This window comes from Hydrogenophaga sp. RWCD_12 (genome assembly GCF_046604225.1).
Lineage (GTDB): Bacteria > Pseudomonadota > Gammaproteobacteria > Burkholderiales > Burkholderiaceae_C > Hydrogenophaga.
Window position 1 is genome coordinate 1 of the sequence record NZ_JBKIXC010000002.1, and the last position, 19351, is coordinate 19351.

Genomic DNA, 19351 nt, shown 5'->3' on the forward strand with positions numbered 1-19351 from the left:
TTTCGCCATCCGCGAAGGCGGCCGTACCGTCGGCGCCGGCGTGGTTGCCAAGATCATTGCCTAATCGCCCTCCGAGGGGCACCAGCCAGTAGGGGTATAGCTCAATTGGCAGAGCGTCGGTCTCCAAAACCGAAGGTTGTAGGTTCGATTCCTACTGCCCCTGCCACCAGACAGAACGCTTGAAACCGGATTTCCGGTGCTGTTCGTCGGGTGGTTTTCAGGCCCACCGAAGTCCCGAGACTTCTGGTGGGCTTGCGTGTCTGGGGTCTTTGTTCCCTGAGACCTCAGAAAGTCAAGAACCGTCTGATATCCATGGCCACTTCCGAAGTTCAAACCGTCAACACCGGCGCCGACAAGGCCAAGCTGGCGGCTGCTGCCGGGCTGCTGCTGGCTGCCTTTGTTGGCTTTTACCTGCTGTCCGGCAAGGGTGCCCTGGCACAGTGGGCAGCACTGATCGTCGGTGTGGTGGCGGCTGTGGCTGTGTTCGGTGTGTCCGAGCCTGGTCGTCAGCTGGTGGCCTTTGGTCGCGAAGCCTGGCGCGAAACGCGCAAGGTGGTCTGGCCTTCCCGCAAGGAGGCCCTCCAGATGACGGCCTACGTGTTCGCCTTCGTGGTCATCATGGCGCTGTTTCTGTGGCTCACCGACAAGACGGTCGAATGGCTGTTCTATGACCTGATCCTGGGCTGGAGAAAGTAATGAGCGAAACGAATAGCCTGTTGGGAACGCCGACCGAAGGCATGCGCTGGTATGTGGTGCATGCCTATTCGGGCATGGAGAAGGCGGCCGAGCGCAATATCGTCGAGCGCATCAACCGCGCTGGCATGCAGGACAAGTTCGGCCGCATCCTGGTACCGACCGAAGAAGTGGTCGAGGTCAAGAACGGCCAGAAGCGCACCACCGAGCGCAAGTTTTTCCCTGGCTACGTGCTGGTGGAAATGGTGATGGACGATGAGTCCTGGCACTTGGTCAAGCACACCAACAAGGTGACCGGTTTCGTTGGCGGCGCCAAGAACCGTCCGGCCCCGATTTCCGAGGAAGACGTTCAGAAGATCGTCAACCAGATGCAGGAAGGCACCGACAAGCCCCGCCACAAGGTGGAGTTCGTGGTCGGCGAGTACATCCGCGTCAAGGAAGGCCCGTTCACCGATTTCAACGGCACGGTCGAAGAAGTCAACTACGAAAAGAACAAGCTGCGCGTGTCGGTGACCATCTTTGGTCGCGCCACGCCGGTGGAGCTCGAATTCAGTCAGGTCGAGAAGACCTGATCCTTTCGGATCTCAGGCGGATCAACCCGGCGCCTGCGATCTCTGTCCTTTCCGGGTTTCAACCGCGAGGAGGCTGCGCAATCCGCAGCCGTTTGCACTCGCAGGAGCTGAAATATGGCGAAAAAAATCGTCGGCTTCATCAAGCTGCAAGTGCCAGCTGGTAAGGCCAACCCCTCTCCCCCGATCGGTCCGGCGCTGGGTCAGCGCGGTCTGAACATCATGGAGTTCTGCAAGGCGTTCAACGCCCAGACCCAGGGCGTCGAGCCCGGTCTGCCGCTGCCGGTGGTGATCACCGCCTTCGCGGACAAGAGCTTCACGTTCATCATCAAGACCCCCCCGGCGACGACCCTCATCAAGAAGGCCATCAAGCTGGACAAGGGCTCTCCGGTGCCCAACAAGCAGAAGGTCGGCAAGATCACCCGCGCTCAGCTGGAAGAAATCGCCAAGACCAAAATGAAGGACATGACCGCTGCCGACATCGACGCAGCCGTCAAGACCATCGCCGGCTCTGCCCGTTCGATGGGCGTGATCGTGGAGGGCGTGTGACATGGCCAAGCTGACCAAGAAACAAAAAGCCTTCGAAGGCAAGGTCGACAGCAACAAGCTGTACGCCCTGACGGACGCTCTGGCGATCGTCAAGGAATGCGCCAATGCCAAGTTCGATGAATCCATCGACGTGGCCATCCAGCTGGGCGTGGACGCCAAGAAGTCCGACCAGGTGGTGCGCGGCGCCGTCGTGATGCCCAACGGCACCGGCAAGACCAAGCGTGTGGCCGTGTTCGCCCAAGGTGCCAAGGCCGAAGAAGCCAAGGCCGCTGGTGCTGACATCGTCGGCATGGACGATCTGGCTGCCGAAATCAAGGCCGGCAAGATGGATTTCGACGTGGTGATCGCTTCTCCGGATGCGATGCGCGTGGTCGGTACCCTCGGTCAGGTGCTGGGTCCCCGTGGCCTGATGCCCAACCCGAAGGTCGGTACCGTGACGCCCGATGTGGCCCAGGCTGTGCGCAATGCCAAGGCCGGTCAGGTGCAGTTCCGCGTGGACAAGGCCGGCATCGTGCACGGCACGATCGGCCGCCGCTCGTTCGACGCCGACAAGCTGCAGGGCAACCTGGCTGCTCTGGTCGACGCCCTGAACAAGGCCAAGCCGGCCACCAGCAAGGGTGTGTACCTGCGCAAGGTGGCTGTTTCGTCGACCATGGGTGTGGGCGTCCGCGTGGACACCCAGTCCATCTCGGCGTAATCGCAAGAGATTCCCGGGCAACTCCGGTTGCCCGGGCGTGGTGGGCCCGCCCGCCGGCCGAAAGGCCAGCAGGTGGGGCCATCCAAGACCGCTGGTGTCGCAAAGGCCTTCGGGCCAAGAGCGGCTTAATGGTGAAACGCCAGCGCAGATGGCGATCCCGCTGCAGATGGAACCCTTTCCTGAACAGTTGGTCGCTGCAATGAAGCGTGTGGAGGGCTCCGGCCCGAAGCACATTGAAGGAGTAGACCTTGAGTCTGAATCGCAGTGAGAAAGAAGCGGTCATTTCCGAAGTGACCAGCCTCGCCGCAAAAGCTCAAACGCTCGTGATGGCGGAATACCGCGGCATCACGGTCGCTGCCATGGACAAACTGCGCGTCAACGCACGCAGCAATGGTGTCAGCCTGAGTGTTCTGAAGAACACCCTGGCCCGCCGTGCTGTGGCTGGCAGCCAGTTCGAAGTGGCCGGCGACCAGATGACCGGTCCGCTGATCTATGGCTTCTCCGAAGACGCTGTGGCCGCCGCCAAGGTGGTGGCCGAGTTCGCGAAAACCAACGACAAGCTGGTGATTCGCGCAGGTGTCTACGGTGGCAAAGTCCTGGACGTCAATGGCGTGAAGCAGCTTGCAAGCATCCCTTCCAAGGAAGTGCTGCTGGCCCAGCTGTGTGGCTTGCTGATGTCGCCGATGTCCCGCACCGCCGTGGTGCTGGGTGCCCTGGCGGCCAAAAAAGGCGAAGGCGCTGCCGCTCCGGCAGCAGAAGCTGAAGCTGCTGCCGCCTGAAGGCGCAGTCAGTTCGTTTAACCAATTGTTAGGAAATCAAAATGGCATTCGATAAAGACGCATTTCTGACGGCGCTGGACAGCATGACCGTCATGGAACTCAATGACCTGGTCAAGGCCATTGAAGAGAAGTTCGGCGTGTCCGCCGCCGCCATGGCCGCTCCGGCCGCTGCTGGTGGTGGTGCCGCTGCTGCCGCCGAAGAGAAGACCGAATTCAACGTCGTCCTGACCGAAGCCGGCGCCAACAAGGTGTCCGTCATCAAGGCCGTGCGCGAAATCACCGGTCTGGGTCTGAAGGAAGCCAAGGACCTGGTCGACGGCGCTCCGAAGAACGTCAAGGAAGGCATTGCCAAGGCCGACGCCGAAGCCGCCGTCAAGAAGCTGGTGGAAGCCGGCGCCAAGGCCGAACTCAAGTAATTCGGTTCTGGTCAGGGGCTGGAGTGCTCGAAAGGGCCTCCAGCCTTTGGTGCTTTCAGAGCGCACCCAAAAGCGCCGTGGCTTCGCAGTGAATCCACCGTGTTTTTGAGTGTCTTCTGACCCCGACTGCAGAAGACCACTTGGTCCGGGCCCGCGTGCAATGCGCGGGTCGTCCGCCAACGGCAGGTAGTGGCCTGCCGCCAAGAACGTCACCCGCCGCCTTGCGCGCCGGAATGGCCGATCAGTCGCCGCAGACCTCAATCCCGGAGATCTCATGGCATCCGCATCGAAATACTCATACACCGAACGCAAGCGCATCCGCAAGAGCTTTGGCAGCCGCGAGAATGTGCTCGCGATCCCCTACCTGCTGCAGATGCAGAAGGACGCGTACACCGCGTTCCTGCAGGCCGATACCGCGCCCAAGAAGCGCACCGCCGAGGGCCTGCAGGCCGCCTTCGAAGCCGCCTTCCCGATCGTCTCGCACAACGGTTTTGTCGAGATGAAGTTCGTCGAGTACAACCTGGCCAAGCCGGCGTTCGACGTGCGCGAGTGCCAGACCCGTGGTCTGACCTTCGCGTCGGCGGTGCGCGCGCGCGTGCAGCTGATCATCTATGACCGCGAGTCGTCGACCTCGCAGTCCAAGGTGGTCAAGGAAGTCAAAGAACAAGAGGTCTACATGGGCGAAGTGCCCCTGATGACCGACAAGGGTTCCTTCATCATCAACGGCACGGAGCGCGTGATCGTGTCGCAGCTGCACCGCTCGCCCGGTGTCTTCTTCGAACACGACAAGGGCAAGACCCACAGCTCGGGCAAGCTGCTGTTCTCGGCGCGGATCATTCCCTACCGCGGTTCCTGGCTCGACTTCGAATTCGATCCGAAGGACGTGCTGTTCTTCCGCGTCGACCGCCGCCGCAAGATGCCGGTCACCATCCTGCTCAAGGCCATCGGCCTGACGCCGGAAACCATCCTGGCGAACTTCTTCGTCAATGACCACTTCCGCCTGATGGACAGTGGTGCCCAGCTGGCCTTCGTGTCCGAGCGCCTGCGCGGCGAAGTGGCCCGCTTCGACATCACCGACAAGTCGGGCAAAGTCGTTGTCGCCAAGGACAAGCGCATCACCGCGCGCCACACCCGTGAACTGGAACAGTCCGGTACCACGCACATCAGCGTGCCCGAAGACTTCCTGATCGGCCGCGTGGTCGCCAAGAACGTGGTGGACGCCGACACCGGTGAAATCATCGCCAAGGCCAACGACGAACTGACCGAGGCGCTGCTCAAGAAGCTGCGCCTGGCCGGCGTGCAGGAACTTCCCTGCATCTATACCAACGAACTCGATCAGGGCGCTTACATCAGCCAGACCCTGCGCGCCGACGAAACCGTCGACGAGTTCGCCGCCCGCGTGGCCATCTATCGCATGATGCGCCCTGGCGAGCCGCCGACCGAAGACGCTGTGCAGGCGCTGTTCCACCGCCTGTTCTACAACCCGGACACGTACGACCTGTCGCGCGTGGGCCGCATGAAGTTCAATGCCCGCGTGGGCCGCGACGAATCCACCGGCCCGATGGTGCTGTCCAACGACGACATCCTGGCCGTGGTCAAGATTCTGGTCGACCTGCGCAACGGCCGCGGTGAAGTCGACGACATCGACCACCTGGGCAACCGCCGCGTGCGTTGCGTCGGCGAACTGGCCGAAAACCAGTACCGCACCGGTCTGGCGCGTATCGAGAAGGCCGTCAAGGAACGTCTGGGTCAGGCCGAGCAAGAGCCGCTGATGCCGCACGACCTGATCAACTCCAAGCCGATTTCCGCGGCGCTCAAGGAGTTCTTCGGCGCGTCCCAGCTGTCGCAGTTCATGGACCAGACCAACCCGCTGGCCGAGATCACCCACAAGCGCCGCGTGTCGGCCCTTGGCCCGGGCGGTCTGACCCGCGAACGCGCCGGCTTCGAAGTGCGCGACGTGCACGTGACACATTACGGCCGCGTCTGCCCGATTGAAACGCCGGAAGGCCCGAACATCGGTCTGATCAACTCGCTGGCCCTGTACGCCCGCCTGAACGAGTACGGTTTCATCGAAACCCCGTACCGTCGCGTGGTCGATGGCAAGGTCACGAACCAGATCGACTACCTGTCGGCCATCGAAGAAGGCAAGTACGTCATTGCCCAGGCCAACGCGGCGCTGGACAAGGAAGGCAAGCTGACCGGTGACCTGATTTCTGCCCGTGAGAAGGGTGAATCCATCCTGACCCCGGCCGACACCATCCAGTACATGGACGTGTCGCCCGCGCAGATCGTTTCGGTGGCTGCTTCGCTGGTGCCCTTCCTGGAGCACGACGACGCCAACCGCGCACTGATGGGCGCCAACATGTCGCGCCAGGCCGTGCCCGTGCTGCGCCCCGAGAAGCCGATGGTCGGCACCGGCATCGAGCGCGTGGCCGCGATCGACTCCGGCACCGTGGTCACCGCCCGCCGCGGTGGTGTGGTCGACTACGTGGATGCGACCCGCATCGTGATCCGCGTGAACGACGACGAAGCCGTCGCCGGTGAAGTCGGCGTCGACATCTACAACCTGATCAAGTACCAGCGTTCCAACCAGAACACCAACATCCACCAGCGTCCGATCGTCAAGAAGGGTGACAAGCTGGGCAAGGGTGACGTGGTGGCCGACGGCGCCTCGACCGACCTGGGTGAAATCTCGATCGGCCAGAACATGCTGATCGCCTTCATGCCCTGGAACGGCTACAACTTCGAAGACTCGATCCTGATCTCCGAACGCGTGGTCGCCGAAGACCGCTACACCTCGATCCACATCGAGGAACTGGTGGTCATGGCACGCGACACCAAGCTGGGCGCGGAAGAAATCACCCGCGACATCCCGAACCTGGCCGAGCAGCAACTCAACCGCCTGGACGACTCCGGCATCATCTACGTGGGCGCCGAAGTGCTGCCCGGCGACGTGCTGGTCGGCAAGGTCACGCCCAAGGGTGAGACCACGCTGACGCCGGAAGAGAAGCTGCTGCGCGCCATCTTCGGCGAGAAGGCTTCCGACGTGAAGGACACCTCGCTGCGTGTGGACCAGGGCTCGCAAGGTACCGTGATCGACGTGCAGGTCTTCACCCGCGAAGGCATCACGCGCGACAAGCGCGCCCAGCAGATCATCGACGACGAGCTCAAGCGCTTCCGCCTGGACCTGAACGACCAGCTGCGCATCGTCGAGGCCGACGCCTTTGACCGTATCGAGAAGCTGCTGACCGGCAAGATCGCCAACGGCGGTCCGAAGAAGCTGTCCAAGGGCACCAAGATCGACAAGGCCTATCTGGACGACGTCGAGAAGTACCACTGGTTCGACATCCGCCCGGCGGAAGATGATGTGGCTGCCCAGCTGGAGTCGATCAAGAACTCCATGGAGCAGACCCGCCACAGCTTCGACCTCGCCTTCGAAGAGAAGCGCAAGAAGCTCACGCAGGGCGACGAGCTGCCCGCGGGCGTGCTCAAGATGGTCAAGGTCTACCTGGCCGTCAAGCGCCGCCTGCAGCCTGGTGACAAGATGGCCGGCCGTCACGGCAACAAGGGTGTGGTCTCCAAGATCACCCCGGTCGAAGACATGCCCCACCTGGCCGACGGTACGCCGGTCGACATCGTGCTGAACCCGCTGGGCGTGCCTTCGCGCATGAACATCGGTCAGGTGCTCGAAGTCCACTTGGGCTGGGCCGGCAAGGGCCTGGGCCAGCGCATCGGTGACATGCTGCAGCGTGAAGCTGCCACGACCGAGATCCGCGGTTTCCTGGAACAGATCTACAACGGCACCGGCCGCAAGGAAGAGCTGTCCAACCTGTCGGACAACGAGCTGCGCGTGATGGCGCAGGAGCTGACCAGCGGCGTGCCGTTTGCGTCGCCCGTGTTCGACGGTGCGTCCGAACAGGAAATCATGGACATGCTCAAGCTGGCCTATCCGGACGACATCGCCAAGGCCAAGGGCCTGACGCCGACGCGCACCCAGGCCCAGCTGTATGACGGCCGCACCGGCGACGCCTTCGAGCGTGTGACCACGGTGGGCTATATGCACTACCTGAAGCTGCACCACCTGGTCGACGACAAGATGCACGCCCGTTCCACTGGCCCGTACTCCCTGGTCACGCAGCAGCCGCTGGGTGGTAAGGCGCAGTTCGGTGGTCAGCGTTTCGGTGAGATGGAAGTGTGGGCGCTGGAGGCGTATGGCGCTTCCTACATCCTGCAGGAAATGCTCACCGTCAAGTCCGACGACGTGCAGGGCCGCACCAAGGTGTACGAGTCCATCGTCAAGGGCGAGCACGCGATCGAGGCCGGTATGCCGGAATCATTCAACGTGCTGGTCAAGGAAATCCGTTCACTCGGTATCGATATCGAGCTGGACCGCTCCTGATTCACTGAAGAAAAGGAAAGCATTTCATGAAATCCTTGCTCGACCTGTTCAAGCAGTTCACGCCCGACGAACATTTCGATGCGATCCGCATCGGCCTGGCCTCGCCGGAAAAAATCCGCTCCTGGTCCTTCGGTGAAGTCAAGAAGCCGGAAACCATCAACTACCGCACGTTCAAGCCCGAACGCGACGGCCTGTTCTGCGCCAAGATTTTTGGTCCCATCAAGGACTACGAATGCCTGTGCGGCAAGTACAAGCGCCTCAAGCACCGTGGCGTGATCTGCGAGAAGTGCGGCGTTGAAGTCACGCAGACCAAGGTGCGCCGCGAGCGCATGGGTCACATCGACCTGGCTGCGCCCTGCGCCCACATCTGGTTCCTGAAGTCGCTGCCGTCGCGTCTGGGCCTGGTGCTCGACATGACGCTGCGCGACATCGAACGCGTGCTGTATTTCGAAGCCTACGTGATCGTCGATCCCGGCATGACCCCGCTGAAGAAGTTCGCGATCATGTCCGAGGAAGACTACGACGCCAAGCGCAAGGAATATGGCGACGAGTTCATCGCCAAGATGGGCGCCGAGGGCATCAAGGAACTGCTGGAGTCGATCGACCTCGACATCGAGATCGAGAAGCTGCGCAACGACCTGACCGGCTCCGAGCTGAAGATCAAGAAGAACGCCAAGCGCCTGAAGGTGCTGGAAGCCTTCAAGAAGTCGGGCATCAAGCCCGAGTGGATGGTGCTGGACGTGCTGCCCGTGCTGCCGCCTGACCTGCGTCCGCTGGTGCCGCTGGACGGCGGCCGCTTCGCGACCTCCGACCTGAACGACCTGTACCGCCGCGTCATCAACCGCAACAGCCGTCTGCGTCGCCTGCTCGAACTCAAGGCCCCTGAAATCATCGCCCGCAACGAAAAGCGGATGCTGCAGGAAGCCGTGGACTCGCTGCTGGACAACGGCCGCCGTGGCAAGGCCATGACGGGCGCCAACAAGCGCGCCCTGAAGTCGCTGGCCGACATGATCAAGGGCAAGAGCGGCCGTTTCCGCCAGAACTTGCTGGGCAAGCGCGTCGACTACTCGGGCCGTTCGGTCATCGTGGTCGGCCCGACGCTCAAGCTGCACCAGTGCGGCCTGCCCAAGCTGATGGCCCTGGAGCTGTTCAAGCCGTTCATCTTCTCGCGCCTGGAGGCCATGGGCATCGCCACCACCATCAAGGCGGCGAAGAAGGAAGTCGAATCCGGCACGCCGGTGGTCTGGGATATCCTGGAAGAGGTCATCAAGGAGCACCCGGTTCTGCTGAACCGTGCGCCCACGCTGCACCGTCTGGGCATTCAGGCCTTTGAGCCGATCCTGATCGAAGGCAAGGCGATCCAGCTGCACCCGCTCGTCTGCGCGGCCTTCAACGCCGACTTCGACGGTGACCAGATGGCTGTGCACGTGCCGCTGTCGGTGGAAGCCCAGCTGGAAGCCCGCACGCTGATGCTGGCCTCCAACAACGTGCTGTTCCCGGCCAACGGCGAACCCTCCATCGTGCCTTCGCAGGACGTGGTGCTGGGTCTGTACTACGCCACCCGCGAGCGCATCAACGGCAAGGGCGAAGGCATGATCTTTGCCGACCTCGCCGAGCTGCAGCGCGCGCTGGACAGCGGCGTGGTCGAGATCACCGCCAAGATCAGCGTCCGCCTGACGCAGTGGAACAAGAACAAGGAAACCGGCGAGTTCACGCCCTACGTGACCCTGGTCGACACGACGGTCGGCCGCGCGCTGCTGTCCGAGATCCTGCCCAAAGGCCTGCCTTTCGAAGTGCTGAACAAGGCGCTGAAGAAGAAGGAAATCTCCAAGCTCATCAACGTGTCGTTCCGCAAGTGCGGTCTGAAGGAGACCGTGGTCTTCGCCGACAAGCTGCTGCAGAACGGTTTCCGCCTGGCCACCCGCGCCGGCATCTCGATCGCCGTGGACGACATGCTGGTGCCCAAGGAAAAGGCCGGCATCATCGAACGCTCCGAAGCCGAGGTGAAGGAAATCGCCCAGCAGTACGCCTCCGGTCTGGTGACCGCCGGCGAGCGCTACAACAAGGTGGTGGACATCTGGGGCAAGGCCGGTGACGAGATCTCCAAGGTCATGATGGCCCAGCTGGCCAAGCAGAAGACCATCGACCGCCACGGCAAGGAAGTGGACCAGGAGTCGTTCAACTCGATCTACATGATGGCCGACTCGGGTGCCCGCGGTAGCGCGGCCCAGATCCGCCAGCTGGCCGGCATGCGCGGCCTGATGGCCAAGCCCGACGGCTCCATCATCGAGACCCCCATCACGGCGAACTTCCGCGAAGGTCTGAACGTGTTGCAGTACTTCATCTCCACCCACGGCGCCCGAAAGGGTCTGGCCGACACGGCGCTGAAGACCGCGAACTCCGGTTACCTGACCCGCCGCCTGGTGGACGTGACGCAGGATCTGGTGGTGAACCAGGACGATTGCGGCACGACCAATGGCACGCTGATGCGCGCCATCGTCGAAGGTGGTGAAGTGATCGAGTCGCTGCGCGACCGTATCCTGGGCCGCACCACGGCCGAAGAAGTGATCCACCCCGAGACGCGCAATCCGCTGATCGCTGCTGGTGTGCTGCTGGACGAAGACATGCTCGACGAGCTGGAAGCGGCTGGCGTGGACGAAGTCAAGGTCCGCACCGCGCTGACCTGCGAAACCCGGTTCGGCATCTGCGCCAAGTGCTACGGCCGTGACCTAGGCCGCGGTGGCCTGGTGAACATCGGCGAAGCCGTCGGTGTGATCGCTGCCCAGTCCATCGGTGAACCCGGCACGCAGCTGACCATGCGTACCTTCCACATCGGTGGTGCGGCGTCGCGTGCGGCGGTGGCCTCCAGCGTGGAAGCCAAGTCGGCGGGCGTGATCGGCTTCAACGCCACGATGCGCTATGTGACCAACAGCAAGGGCGAGCTGGTGGTGATTGCCCGTTCCGGCGAAATCATCATCCACGACGAACACGGCCGTGAGCGCGAGCGCCACAAGGTGCCGTACGGCGCGATCCTGGCGGTCAAGGCAGACCAGTCGATCAAGGCTGGTGCGATCCTCGCCAACTGGGATCCGCTGACCCGACCCATCATCACGGAATTCGCCGGTCAGGTGAAGTTCGAGAACGTGGAAGAAGGTCTGACGGTGGCCAAGCAGGTCAACGACGTGACCGGTCTGTCCTCTCTGGTGGTGATCGATCCGAAGCACCGCGGCTCTGCCAAGGTGGTGCGTCCGCTGGTCAAGCTGCTCGATGCCCAGGGCCAGGAAGTGAAGATCCCCGGCACCGACCACTCGGTGACGGTGGGCTTCCAGATCGGCGCGCTGCTGGAAGTGCGCGACGGCCAGGACGTCGGCCCCGGCCACGTGCTCGCCCGCATCCCGGTCGAAGGCCAGAAGACGCGCGACATCACCGGCGGTCTGCCGCGGGTGGCCGAGCTGTTCGAAGCCCGCAGCCCGAAGGACAAGGGCATGCTGGCCGAGATGACCGGTACCGTGTCGTTCGGCAAGGAGACCAAGGGCAAGGTCCGCCTGCAGATCACCGATCCGGAAGGCAAGGTCTGGGACGAGCTCATCCCCAAGGAAAAGAACATCCTGGTGCACGAAGGCCAGGTGGTCAACAAGGGCGAGAGCGTGGTCGACGGTCCGGCCGATCCGCAGGACATCCTGCGCCTGCTGGGCATCGAGGAACTGTCGCGCTACATCGTGGACGAAGTGCAGGACGTGTACCGACTCCAGGGTGTGAAGATCAACGACAAGCACATCGAGGTGATCGTTCGCCAGATGCTGCGTCGCGTGGTTGTCGACAGCGTGGGCGATTCGAGCTACATCGCCGGCGAGCAGGTCGAGCGTTCGGAGATCCTCAACACCAACGACGCCCTGCGCGCCGACGGCAAGATCCCGGCGACCTACAGCAACGTGCTGCTGGGCATCACCAAGGCCTCGCTGTCGACCGACTCGTTCATCTCGGCCGCTTCCTTCCAGGAAACGACCCGCGTTCTGACCGAGGCCGCCATCATGGGCAAGCGCGACGAACTGCGCGGTCTGAAGGAAAACGTCATCGTCGGTCGCCTGATCCCCGCAGGCACCGGCATGGCCTATCACGAAGCCCGCAAGGTCAAGGAAAAGATGGACGACGAAGAGCGCCGTGCCATCGCCGAGGCCGACGCGCTGTCGCTGGCTGCTGACCAGGCGGAAGCCGCCGGCACCAGCGAATCGGCTGAGTAAGCCTTCGGACCGGACCTCCGTCCGGCCTGCCAGCGCCCCCGGTCGTCAGACCGGGGGCGTTTTTCTTTGTACGCGTGAACTGTGCTGTTGGGTGCGCCGGAGCCTTGGGCTATATTGCCCAGCGCCTGCCGGCGGTGTCCGGTGCCTGTCGTTCGATGGAGGTTGGAAGATGTCACCTGTTTCGTGGATCCTGCTGGTCGTTCTCCTGTTGATGTTGTTCTGGGCCATTGGCGCCTTCAACCGCCTGACGCGGCTCAAGAACGCAATCGCCAACGCCTTCGGACAGATCGATGTGCAGCTCAAGCGGCGCTACGACCTGATTCCCAACCTGGTCGAGGTCGCCCGCAAGTACCTGGCGCACGAAGCCCAGACACTCGAAGCCGTGATCGCCGCGCGCAACCAGGCGCACAGCGCCGAGCAGTCGGCGGCGGCCAGTCCGCTGAGTGCCGGCGCCATCGGTGCGCTCGGTGGCGCCGAGCAGGTGCTCGGTGGCGCGCTCGGTCGCCTGTTCGCCGTGGCCGAGGCCTACCCCGACCTCAAGGCGGACCAGACCATGCGCGAACTCAGCGAAGAGCTCGCCAGCACCGAGAACCGCATCGGTTTCGCAAGACAGGCCTACAACGACCATGTGCTGGAGTTCAACGATGCAGCCGCGCAGTTTCCGGCGCTGATCGTGGCGCGCCTGTTCAATTTCCAGCCCCAGCCCATGCTCGCCTCCACCACCAGCGAAGCCGAGCGGCAACCGGTCAAGGTCGCGTTCTGACGCGCCTGAGCCGCCGTGCTGATCTTTGAGTCGCAGCGGGAGGCACGCGGCCGCACGCTGCGGCTGCTGCTGGCGTTCGGTCTCACGGTGCTGCTGCTGGTGATCGCGGTCAACGCAGCGCTGGCGCTGGCGGTCGGCGTGTGCTGGAGCTTCTGGGTGCCCGGCGCGGGCTACCCGCGCTATTTCTTCGAGGTCAACACAGCGGTCACGCTGCTGTTCGTGCTCGGCGGCTGGTGGGTCGAAACCTCACGCCTGTCCAAGGGCGGGCAGGCGCTGGCCGAACAGATGGGTGCACGTCTGGCGCAGCCGGGCACCCACTTCGAGGAGCGGCGCTTCGCGCACATCGTCGACGAGATGGCGATCGCCGCTGGCATGAAGCGGCCGGCAGCGATGGTGATGGCGCGCGACCTGGGCATCAATGCCTTCGCCGCCGGCTGGGACGAGGATGATGCGGTGGTGGCGGTCACCAGCGGTGCGCTGGAGTTTCTTTCCCGCGAGGAGTTGCAGGGCCTGGTCGCGCACGAGTTCAGCCACATCCGGGAAGGCGACACGCGGTTGAACATGCGGCTGGTGGGCATGGTGTTCGGGCTGGAAATGCTGTTTCGCATGGGGCAGGACCTGGTGCCGTCCGATGTGCGGGAAGACCGCAGCCCGGTGCTGGCGGTGCTGGGGCTGGCCCTGATGGCGGCCGGCTGGCTGGGTTGGGTGGCCGGGCACGCGTTGCAGGCGGCGGTTTCCCGCCAGCGCGAGTTCCTGGCCGACGCGCGCGCGGTGCAATGGACACGCAGCCGCGACGGGCTGGGCGGCGTCCTGCGCAAGGTGATGACCCAGTGGAACGAGGGTGTCGAGTCGCGCCGCGTCGGCTCGGTGGTCCAGCACCTGTTGCTGGTGGGCACCGAGCAGGGCGGCATGGCACACTGGTTCGATTCCCACCCGTCCCTGGAAGAGCGCGTGCGCCGGATCTACGGCCGGCGCATGGAGCCGCTCCCGCTGGAGCGCATCGGCGAACCCGATGCGCCCCGAGGCGACACCACACCACCCGCACCCGCGGGTGTGGTCGCCCCCGGATGGACCCTGGGCTGAACCCGGCGCCTGAACACTTTGAACCACTCTTCTTCATCTTCTTCCGCGCCAGTCCGCCTGGCGCCGCCCCTGTCAGAACAACTGCACCACGTCGCGCGCTGCGTGCTGGCCGTGGAACAGGGCCGTTCCCTGTCCGAGGTCCTGCCGCAAGTGGCGGCGGGTCTGCGTCCCGGCGTGCAGGCTCTGTCGTTCCAGGTGCTCCGGCATCTGGGGACCGCCCGCGTGGTGGCGCAATCCCTGGCCCGACGCCCGCCGGCGCCGCCGGTGCAGGCCCTGTTGCACACGGCGCTGGCGCTGCTGATCGGCGACGGCCAGGGCAGCGATTACCCGGCGCATACCCTGGTCGACCAGGCGATCGAGGCCGCCAAGCGCGACCGCGACACGCGGATGCAGTCGGGGTTCCTCAATGCCTGCCTGCGCCGGTACCTGCGGGAGTCGGTGGCTTTGCTGGCGCAGGCCCAGCGCGAGCCGTCGGCACAGTGGAACCACCCGCGCTGGTGGGTCGAGCGCCTGCAGCGTGACCATCCCGCGCAGTGGGAGGCCATCCTGGCCGCCAACAACCGGCCGGGACCGATGTTCCTGCGCGTCAACCGCCGCCAGGTCGCGCGCGAGGACTACCTTCAGCAGCTGGCCGCCGCAGGCATCGCCGCGACCCCCTCGGGCAGCGATGGCGTGGCACTGGCCGCGGCCCAGCCGGTGGAGCGGCTGCCCGGATTTGCCCAGGGGTTCTGTTCGGTGCAGGACGGGGCCGCGCAACTGGCGGCCGGATTGCTGCTGGATGGACGCGACTGGGCGCCGACCGACCGCGTGCTCGACGCCTGCGCCGCACCCGGTGGCAAGACCGCCCACCTGCTGGAGCGGGCCGATCTCGACTTGCTGGCACTGGACGTGGATCCGCGCCGTTGCGACCGCATCCACGACAACCTGCAGCGCCTGGGCCTGCGCGCCGAGGTCAAGGCGGCCGATGCCGGCGAGCCGCCGGCCTGGTGGGACGGCAGGCTGTTCGACGCCATCCTGCTGGACGCTCCCTGCACTGCCTCGGGCATTGTCCGGCGCCATCCCGACGTGCGCTGGTTGCGCCGCGCCAGCGACGTCGAGCAGCTCGCCGCCGTCCAGCGCCGCCTGCTCGACACGCTCTGGCCGCTGCTCAAACCCGGTGGCCGGCTGCTGTATTGCACCTGCTCGGTATTCAAGGCCGAAGGACAGGACCAGGTCGCCGCGTTCCTTGGGCGCCACACCGATGCCCGGCATGTCCCCGTTGTGGGGCATTTGCTGCCGGGTATTGCCGTGGCCGGCGGGGAGTTCAACGACAATGCCTCGGGTGGATACGACGGCTTCTACTACGCGCGCCTGGACAAGACGCAGGCCTGAGGGCAAGACGCCCGGGGCAGCCGTCCGCCATGCAGTCCGCGCCTGGGCTGCCTGGCTGGTGGGGCTGCTGCTCGCGTTGTCGCTGTTTCCGGCCCTGGCGCGCGAGCCCGAGGTGCTGCAGAGCACCCTGCGGCGGACGGGTGACGGAGCCCAGCTCTCGGTCCGGCTGGGCCTGGAGCCGTCCCCTGCGGTGGAGGATGCCCTGCTCAAGGGCGTGCCGATCTACTTCGTCTGGCAGGCCGACGTGATGCGCGAGCGCTGGTACTGGACCGACAAGCGCATCAGCCAGGCGACCCGGACCGTGCGCCTGGCCTACCAGCCACTGACGCGGCGCTGGCGAGTCAGCTATTCCTCCGACAGCCCCGGCACGCCGGTGGCCGGGATCCAGTACCCCCTGCACCAGAACCACGACACCCTGGCCGACGCACTGGCGGGTGTGAGCCGTGTGGCCGGCTGGCCGATCGCCGAGCCGGGCCGGCTGGAGGACGGTGTGCGCTACACCGCCCAGTGGCGGTTCCGGCTGGATCTGTCGCTGCTGCCGCGGCCGTTCCAGATCGGCATGGCCAACCAGCCTGGCTGGGACGTCGAGGTGCAGCGCTCGCTGGAAGTGCCGTCCCGCAATGAGCCGGAAGGCGCGTCGATGGCGACCGAGGTGCGCTGATGTCGGCCGCCACCGACCTCGGTCCTGACGCGCGCGCCGACCACCGAACGGCCCGCCGGCGACGCTGGGCCCTGGTGGTGGCGCTGGTCTTCATGGCCGGGCTGGGCATGGTGCTGCTGTTCCTGCTTACGCTGGCCACCCGCAACCGCGCGTTCTACGAACAGAACTTCGGCTGGCTGGCGGCGGTTAACGTCGGGGTGGCGGTGCTGCTGGCGCTGATCATCGTCTGGCTGGCGGTGCGGTTGTTCATGCGCTACCGCGTGGGGCGTTTCGGCAGCCGGCTGCTGCTCAAGCTGGCGGCGATCATCGGACTGGTCGGGGTGTTGCCCGGCGTGCTGATCTACGCGGTGTCCTACCAGTTCGTGGCGCGCTCGATCGAGAGCTGGTTCGACGTGCGCGTGGAGTCCGCACTGGCCGCCGGCCTGAACCTGGGGCGCACGACGCTGGACACACTCAGCGCCGATGTCAGCGGCAAGACCCGCGTGGCGGCCGAAGAGCTGGCGCGCATGCCCAACTCGTCGGCGGTGCTGGCGATGGAGCGCCTGCGCAACCAGTTGGGCGCCAGCGACCTCATTCTCTGGAGCGGGGCAGGGCAGGCGCTGGCCACCGCCGGCGCATCGCGCTTTGACTTCACGCCCAACCGGCCGCCGCTGGCGGTGCTGCGCACCGTGCGGGCCAACCGGGTGGTGGCTCAGATCGAAGGCCTGGAAGAGAGTGCCGAGGCCGGCGACGCCGCCAGCGCGGCCCCGGCCTCCGCGCAGGCGCGCATCAAGGTGCTGGCCCTGGTCAGTGCCCCAGGTTTCGGGCTGGACGATGAGCCGCGCTACCTGCAGGTGACGGTGCCGTTGCCCGCGGCGCTGGTGACCGACGCGCTCGCGGTGCAGGTGGCCAACCGCGAATACCAGGAACGGGCGCTCGGCCGCGAGGGCCTGCGGCGCATGTACATCGGCACGCTGACGCTGGCGCTGTTCCTGTCGGTGTTCGGCGCGGTGCTGCTGGCAGTGGTGCTGGGCAACCAGATGGTGCGTCCCCTGCTGGTGCTGGCCGAGGGCATGCGCGAGGTGGCGCAGGGCAACCTCTCGCCCAAGTCCGCGCTGACCTCGAAGGACGAGCTGGCGGGCCTGACGCGCACCTTTGCCAACATGACGCAGGAGTTGTCCGATGCGCGGTCGGCCGTGCAGCGCAGCATGCAGCAGGTCGACGCTGCGCGCGACAACCTGCAGACCATCCTCGACAACCTCACCGCTGGCGTGGCCGTGCTCGACGAGCAGGGGCATCTGCGCAGCGTCAACCCAGGCGCCGCGCGCATCCTGCGCAAGCCGCTGGGCCTGTACCTGGGTTTTGCTTTGCCCGAAGTGCCAGGTCTGGAAACCTTCGGCGCTGGCGTGCTGCAGGAGTTCGAGCGGTTCCTGTCCGACGAGACGCCGCGCGAGGGCGGCCACTGGCAGCAGTCGTTCGAGCTGGGTCTGCCGGGCAGTACGCCGAACAGCGACGGCATCACCCTGATCGCGCGCGGCGCGCTGCTGCCCAACAACGAACGCCTGCTGGTGTTCGACGATGTGTCGGAGATGGTGTCGGCGCAGCGGGCGCAGGCCTGGGGCGACGTCGCGCGCCGTCTGGCGCACGAGATCAAGAACCCGCTGACACCGATCCAGCTCTCTGCCGAGCGGCTGGCGATGAAGCTTGACGGCAAGGTCCCGCCGGCCGAGCAGACCATCCTCAACAAGTCGGTGCGCACCATCGTCGACCAGGTCGACGCGATGAAGCGGCTCGTCAACGAGTTCCGCGACTACGCGCGGCTGCCGGCGGCGCAGATGCTGCCGACCGACCTCAACGCGCTGATCAAGGACATCCTGGTGCTGTACGACCACGCCACGGTGCCGGTGCGCACCGAGCTGGCCGACGACTTGCCACCCGTCATGGCCGACCCGCAACAGGTGCGCCAGATCCTGCACAACCTGGTGCAGAACGCGCAGGACGCGATGGGCGGCCAGCCGGATGCGACGGTGCTGCTGCGCACGCGCCGCGCCGACAGCGGACCCTGGGTGCGGCTGTCGGTGATCGACCAGGGGCCTGGTTTTGCCGAACACATCCTCAAGCGCGCCTTCGAGCCTTACGTCACCACCAAGTCCAAAGGCACGGGGCTGGGCCTGGCCGTGGTGCGCAAGATCATGGAAGAGCACGGCGGACGCGTCGACATCAGCAACCGCGTCAGCGAGAACCGGGTGACAGGGGCCCAAGTGTCGTTATCATTCGCAGTTGCGAATTGACAACATATTCCGAGGGAACCGAACCGCACCATGGCAACTATTCTGGTGGTAGACGACGAGCTGGGCATCCGCGACCTGCTGTCCGAAATCCTCAACGATGAGGGACACACGGTCGAGCTGGCCGAAAACGCCGCGCAGGCCCGAAGCGTCCGCACCCAGTTGCGCCCGGATCTGGTGCTGCTGGACATCTGGATGCCCGACACCGACGGCGTGACGCTGCTCAAGGAGTGGGCCAGCACCGGTCTGCTGACCATGCCGGTGATCATGATGAGTGGCCACGCCACCATCGACACGGCGGTCGAAGCGACACGCATCGGCGCCACGGCGTTCCTCGAAAAACCGATCACGCTGCAGAAGCTGCTCAAGGCGGTGGATGTCGGTCTGAACAAGCCGGCCCTCAAGCCCGCCGCGCCCGTGGCGCAGAAGCCGGGTGGACTGGCGATCGCGCCGGCCGAGCTGACGGTCGAGGCCGCCATGACCGGTGGCACCCTGCCGGAGATGGTGCTCGACATCGGACCGCAGTCGCAGCAGTCGTTCAACCTCGACAGTCCGCTGCGGGAAGCGCGAGACGAGTTCGAGAAGGCCTACTTCGAATACCACCTCGCCAAGGAGTCGGGTTCGATGACCCGCGTGGCCGAAAAAACCGGGCTGGAGCGCACCCACCTCTACCGCAAGCTCAAGCAGCTGGGCGTGGACCTGGCCCGCAGCAAGCGCAACGCACTCTGATCCGCAGCGCAGAAACTGCTGCTATAATCGAGAGCTCTTGGCCCGGTAGCTCAGTTGGTAGAGCAGCGGATTGAAAATCCGCGTGTCGATGGTTCGATTCCGTCCCAGGCCACCAAATCCCAAAACGCCCAGCC

General features: G+C 64.9%; 14 protein-coding genes, 2 tRNA genes and 1 pseudogene. All 17 read left to right on the forward strand.

Features of this window, described 5'->3' with window-relative positions:
• Positions 1–64 (forward strand): annotated as a pseudogene (locus ACLIJ1_RS07020) (elongation factor Tu); the annotation flags it as partial.
• Between the two features lie 26 nt (positions 65–90).
• Positions 91–166, forward strand: a tRNA-Trp gene (locus tag ACLIJ1_RS07025).
• A gap of 146 nt (positions 167–312) precedes the next feature.
• The gene (gene secE / locus ACLIJ1_RS07030; RefSeq protein ID WP_411364800.1) at positions 313–696 is read left to right on the forward strand and encodes a preprotein translocase subunit SecE; all 384 of its coding nucleotides are present in this window, start codon (positions 313–315) and stop codon (positions 694–696) included.
• Positions 696–1265, forward strand: a complete 570-nt coding sequence (gene nusG, locus ACLIJ1_RS07035) for a transcription termination/antitermination protein NusG (RefSeq protein WP_411364801.1) — start codon at positions 696–698, stop codon at positions 1263–1265. The genes secE and nusG overlap by 1 nt, the downstream gene beginning before the upstream one ends.
• A 114-nt stretch (positions 1266–1379) precedes the next feature.
• Positions 1380–1811: a 50S ribosomal protein L11 gene (gene rplK / locus ACLIJ1_RS07040; RefSeq protein ID WP_066160539.1), complete on the forward strand. Its 432-nt coding sequence runs from the start codon at positions 1380–1382 to the stop codon at positions 1809–1811.
• A gap of 1 nt (position 1812) precedes the next feature.
• Positions 1813–2508, forward strand: a complete 696-nt coding sequence (gene rplA / locus ACLIJ1_RS07045; protein ID WP_411364802.1) for a 50S ribosomal protein L1 — start codon at positions 1813–1815, stop codon at positions 2506–2508.
• A gap of 248 nt (positions 2509–2756) precedes the next feature.
• Entirely contained in the window at positions 2757–3287 is a 531-nt protein-coding gene (gene rplJ / locus ACLIJ1_RS07050) for a 50S ribosomal protein L10 (RefSeq protein WP_411364803.1), read from the forward strand.
• A 41-nt stretch (positions 3288–3328) separates the two neighbouring features.
• Positions 3329–3703: a 50S ribosomal protein L7/L12 gene (gene rplL, locus ACLIJ1_RS07055; protein ID WP_411364804.1), complete on the forward strand. Its 375-nt coding sequence runs from the start codon at positions 3329–3331 to the stop codon at positions 3701–3703.
• 274 nt (positions 3704–3977) lie between these two features.
• Positions 3978–8102: a DNA-directed RNA polymerase subunit beta gene (gene rpoB, locus ACLIJ1_RS07060; RefSeq protein WP_411364805.1), complete on the forward strand. Its 4125-nt coding sequence runs from the start codon at positions 3978–3980 to the stop codon at positions 8100–8102.
• A 26-nt stretch (positions 8103–8128) separates the two neighbouring features.
• Entirely contained in the window at positions 8129–12343 is a 4215-nt protein-coding gene (gene rpoC, locus ACLIJ1_RS07065; RefSeq protein ID WP_411364806.1) for a DNA-directed RNA polymerase subunit beta', read from the forward strand.
• Positions 12344–12512: 169 nt separating this feature from the next.
• On the forward strand, positions 12513–13106 hold the full coding sequence (locus ACLIJ1_RS07070; protein WP_411364807.1) for a LemA family protein: 594 nt from the start codon (positions 12513–12515) through the stop codon (positions 13104–13106).
• Positions 13107–13121: 15 nt separating this feature from the next.
• Complete coding sequence (locus ACLIJ1_RS07075; RefSeq protein WP_411364808.1) at positions 13122–14189, forward strand: M48 family metalloprotease; 1068 nt, start codon at positions 13122–13124, stop codon at positions 14187–14189.
• 9 nt (positions 14190–14198) lie between these two features.
• On the forward strand, positions 14199–15560 hold the full coding sequence (gene rsmB, locus ACLIJ1_RS07080) for a 16S rRNA (cytosine(967)-C(5))-methyltransferase RsmB (protein WP_411365728.1): 1362 nt from the start codon (positions 14199–14201) through the stop codon (positions 15558–15560).
• Positions 15561–15618: 58 nt separating this feature from the next.
• Positions 15619–16221 carry a DUF4390 domain-containing protein gene (locus tag ACLIJ1_RS07085; RefSeq protein ID WP_411364809.1) on the forward strand — a complete coding sequence of 201 codons (603 nt, stop codon included), beginning with the start codon at positions 15619–15621 and terminating at the stop codon, positions 16219–16221.
• Positions 16221–18491, forward strand: a complete 2271-nt coding sequence (locus tag ACLIJ1_RS07090; RefSeq protein WP_411364810.1) for an ATP-binding protein — start codon at positions 16221–16223, stop codon at positions 18489–18491. The genes ACLIJ1_RS07085 and ACLIJ1_RS07090 overlap by 1 nt, the downstream gene beginning before the upstream one ends.
• Before the next feature lie 30 nt (positions 18492–18521).
• A complete protein-coding gene (locus tag ACLIJ1_RS07095; RefSeq protein ID WP_411364811.1) occupies positions 18522–19217 on the forward strand; it encodes a response regulator in 696 nt (231 codons plus the stop codon).
• A 39-nt stretch (positions 19218–19256) separates the two neighbouring features.
• A tRNA-Phe gene (locus ACLIJ1_RS07100) sits at positions 19257–19332 on the forward strand.
• Positions 19333–19351: the final 19 nt, after the last annotated feature.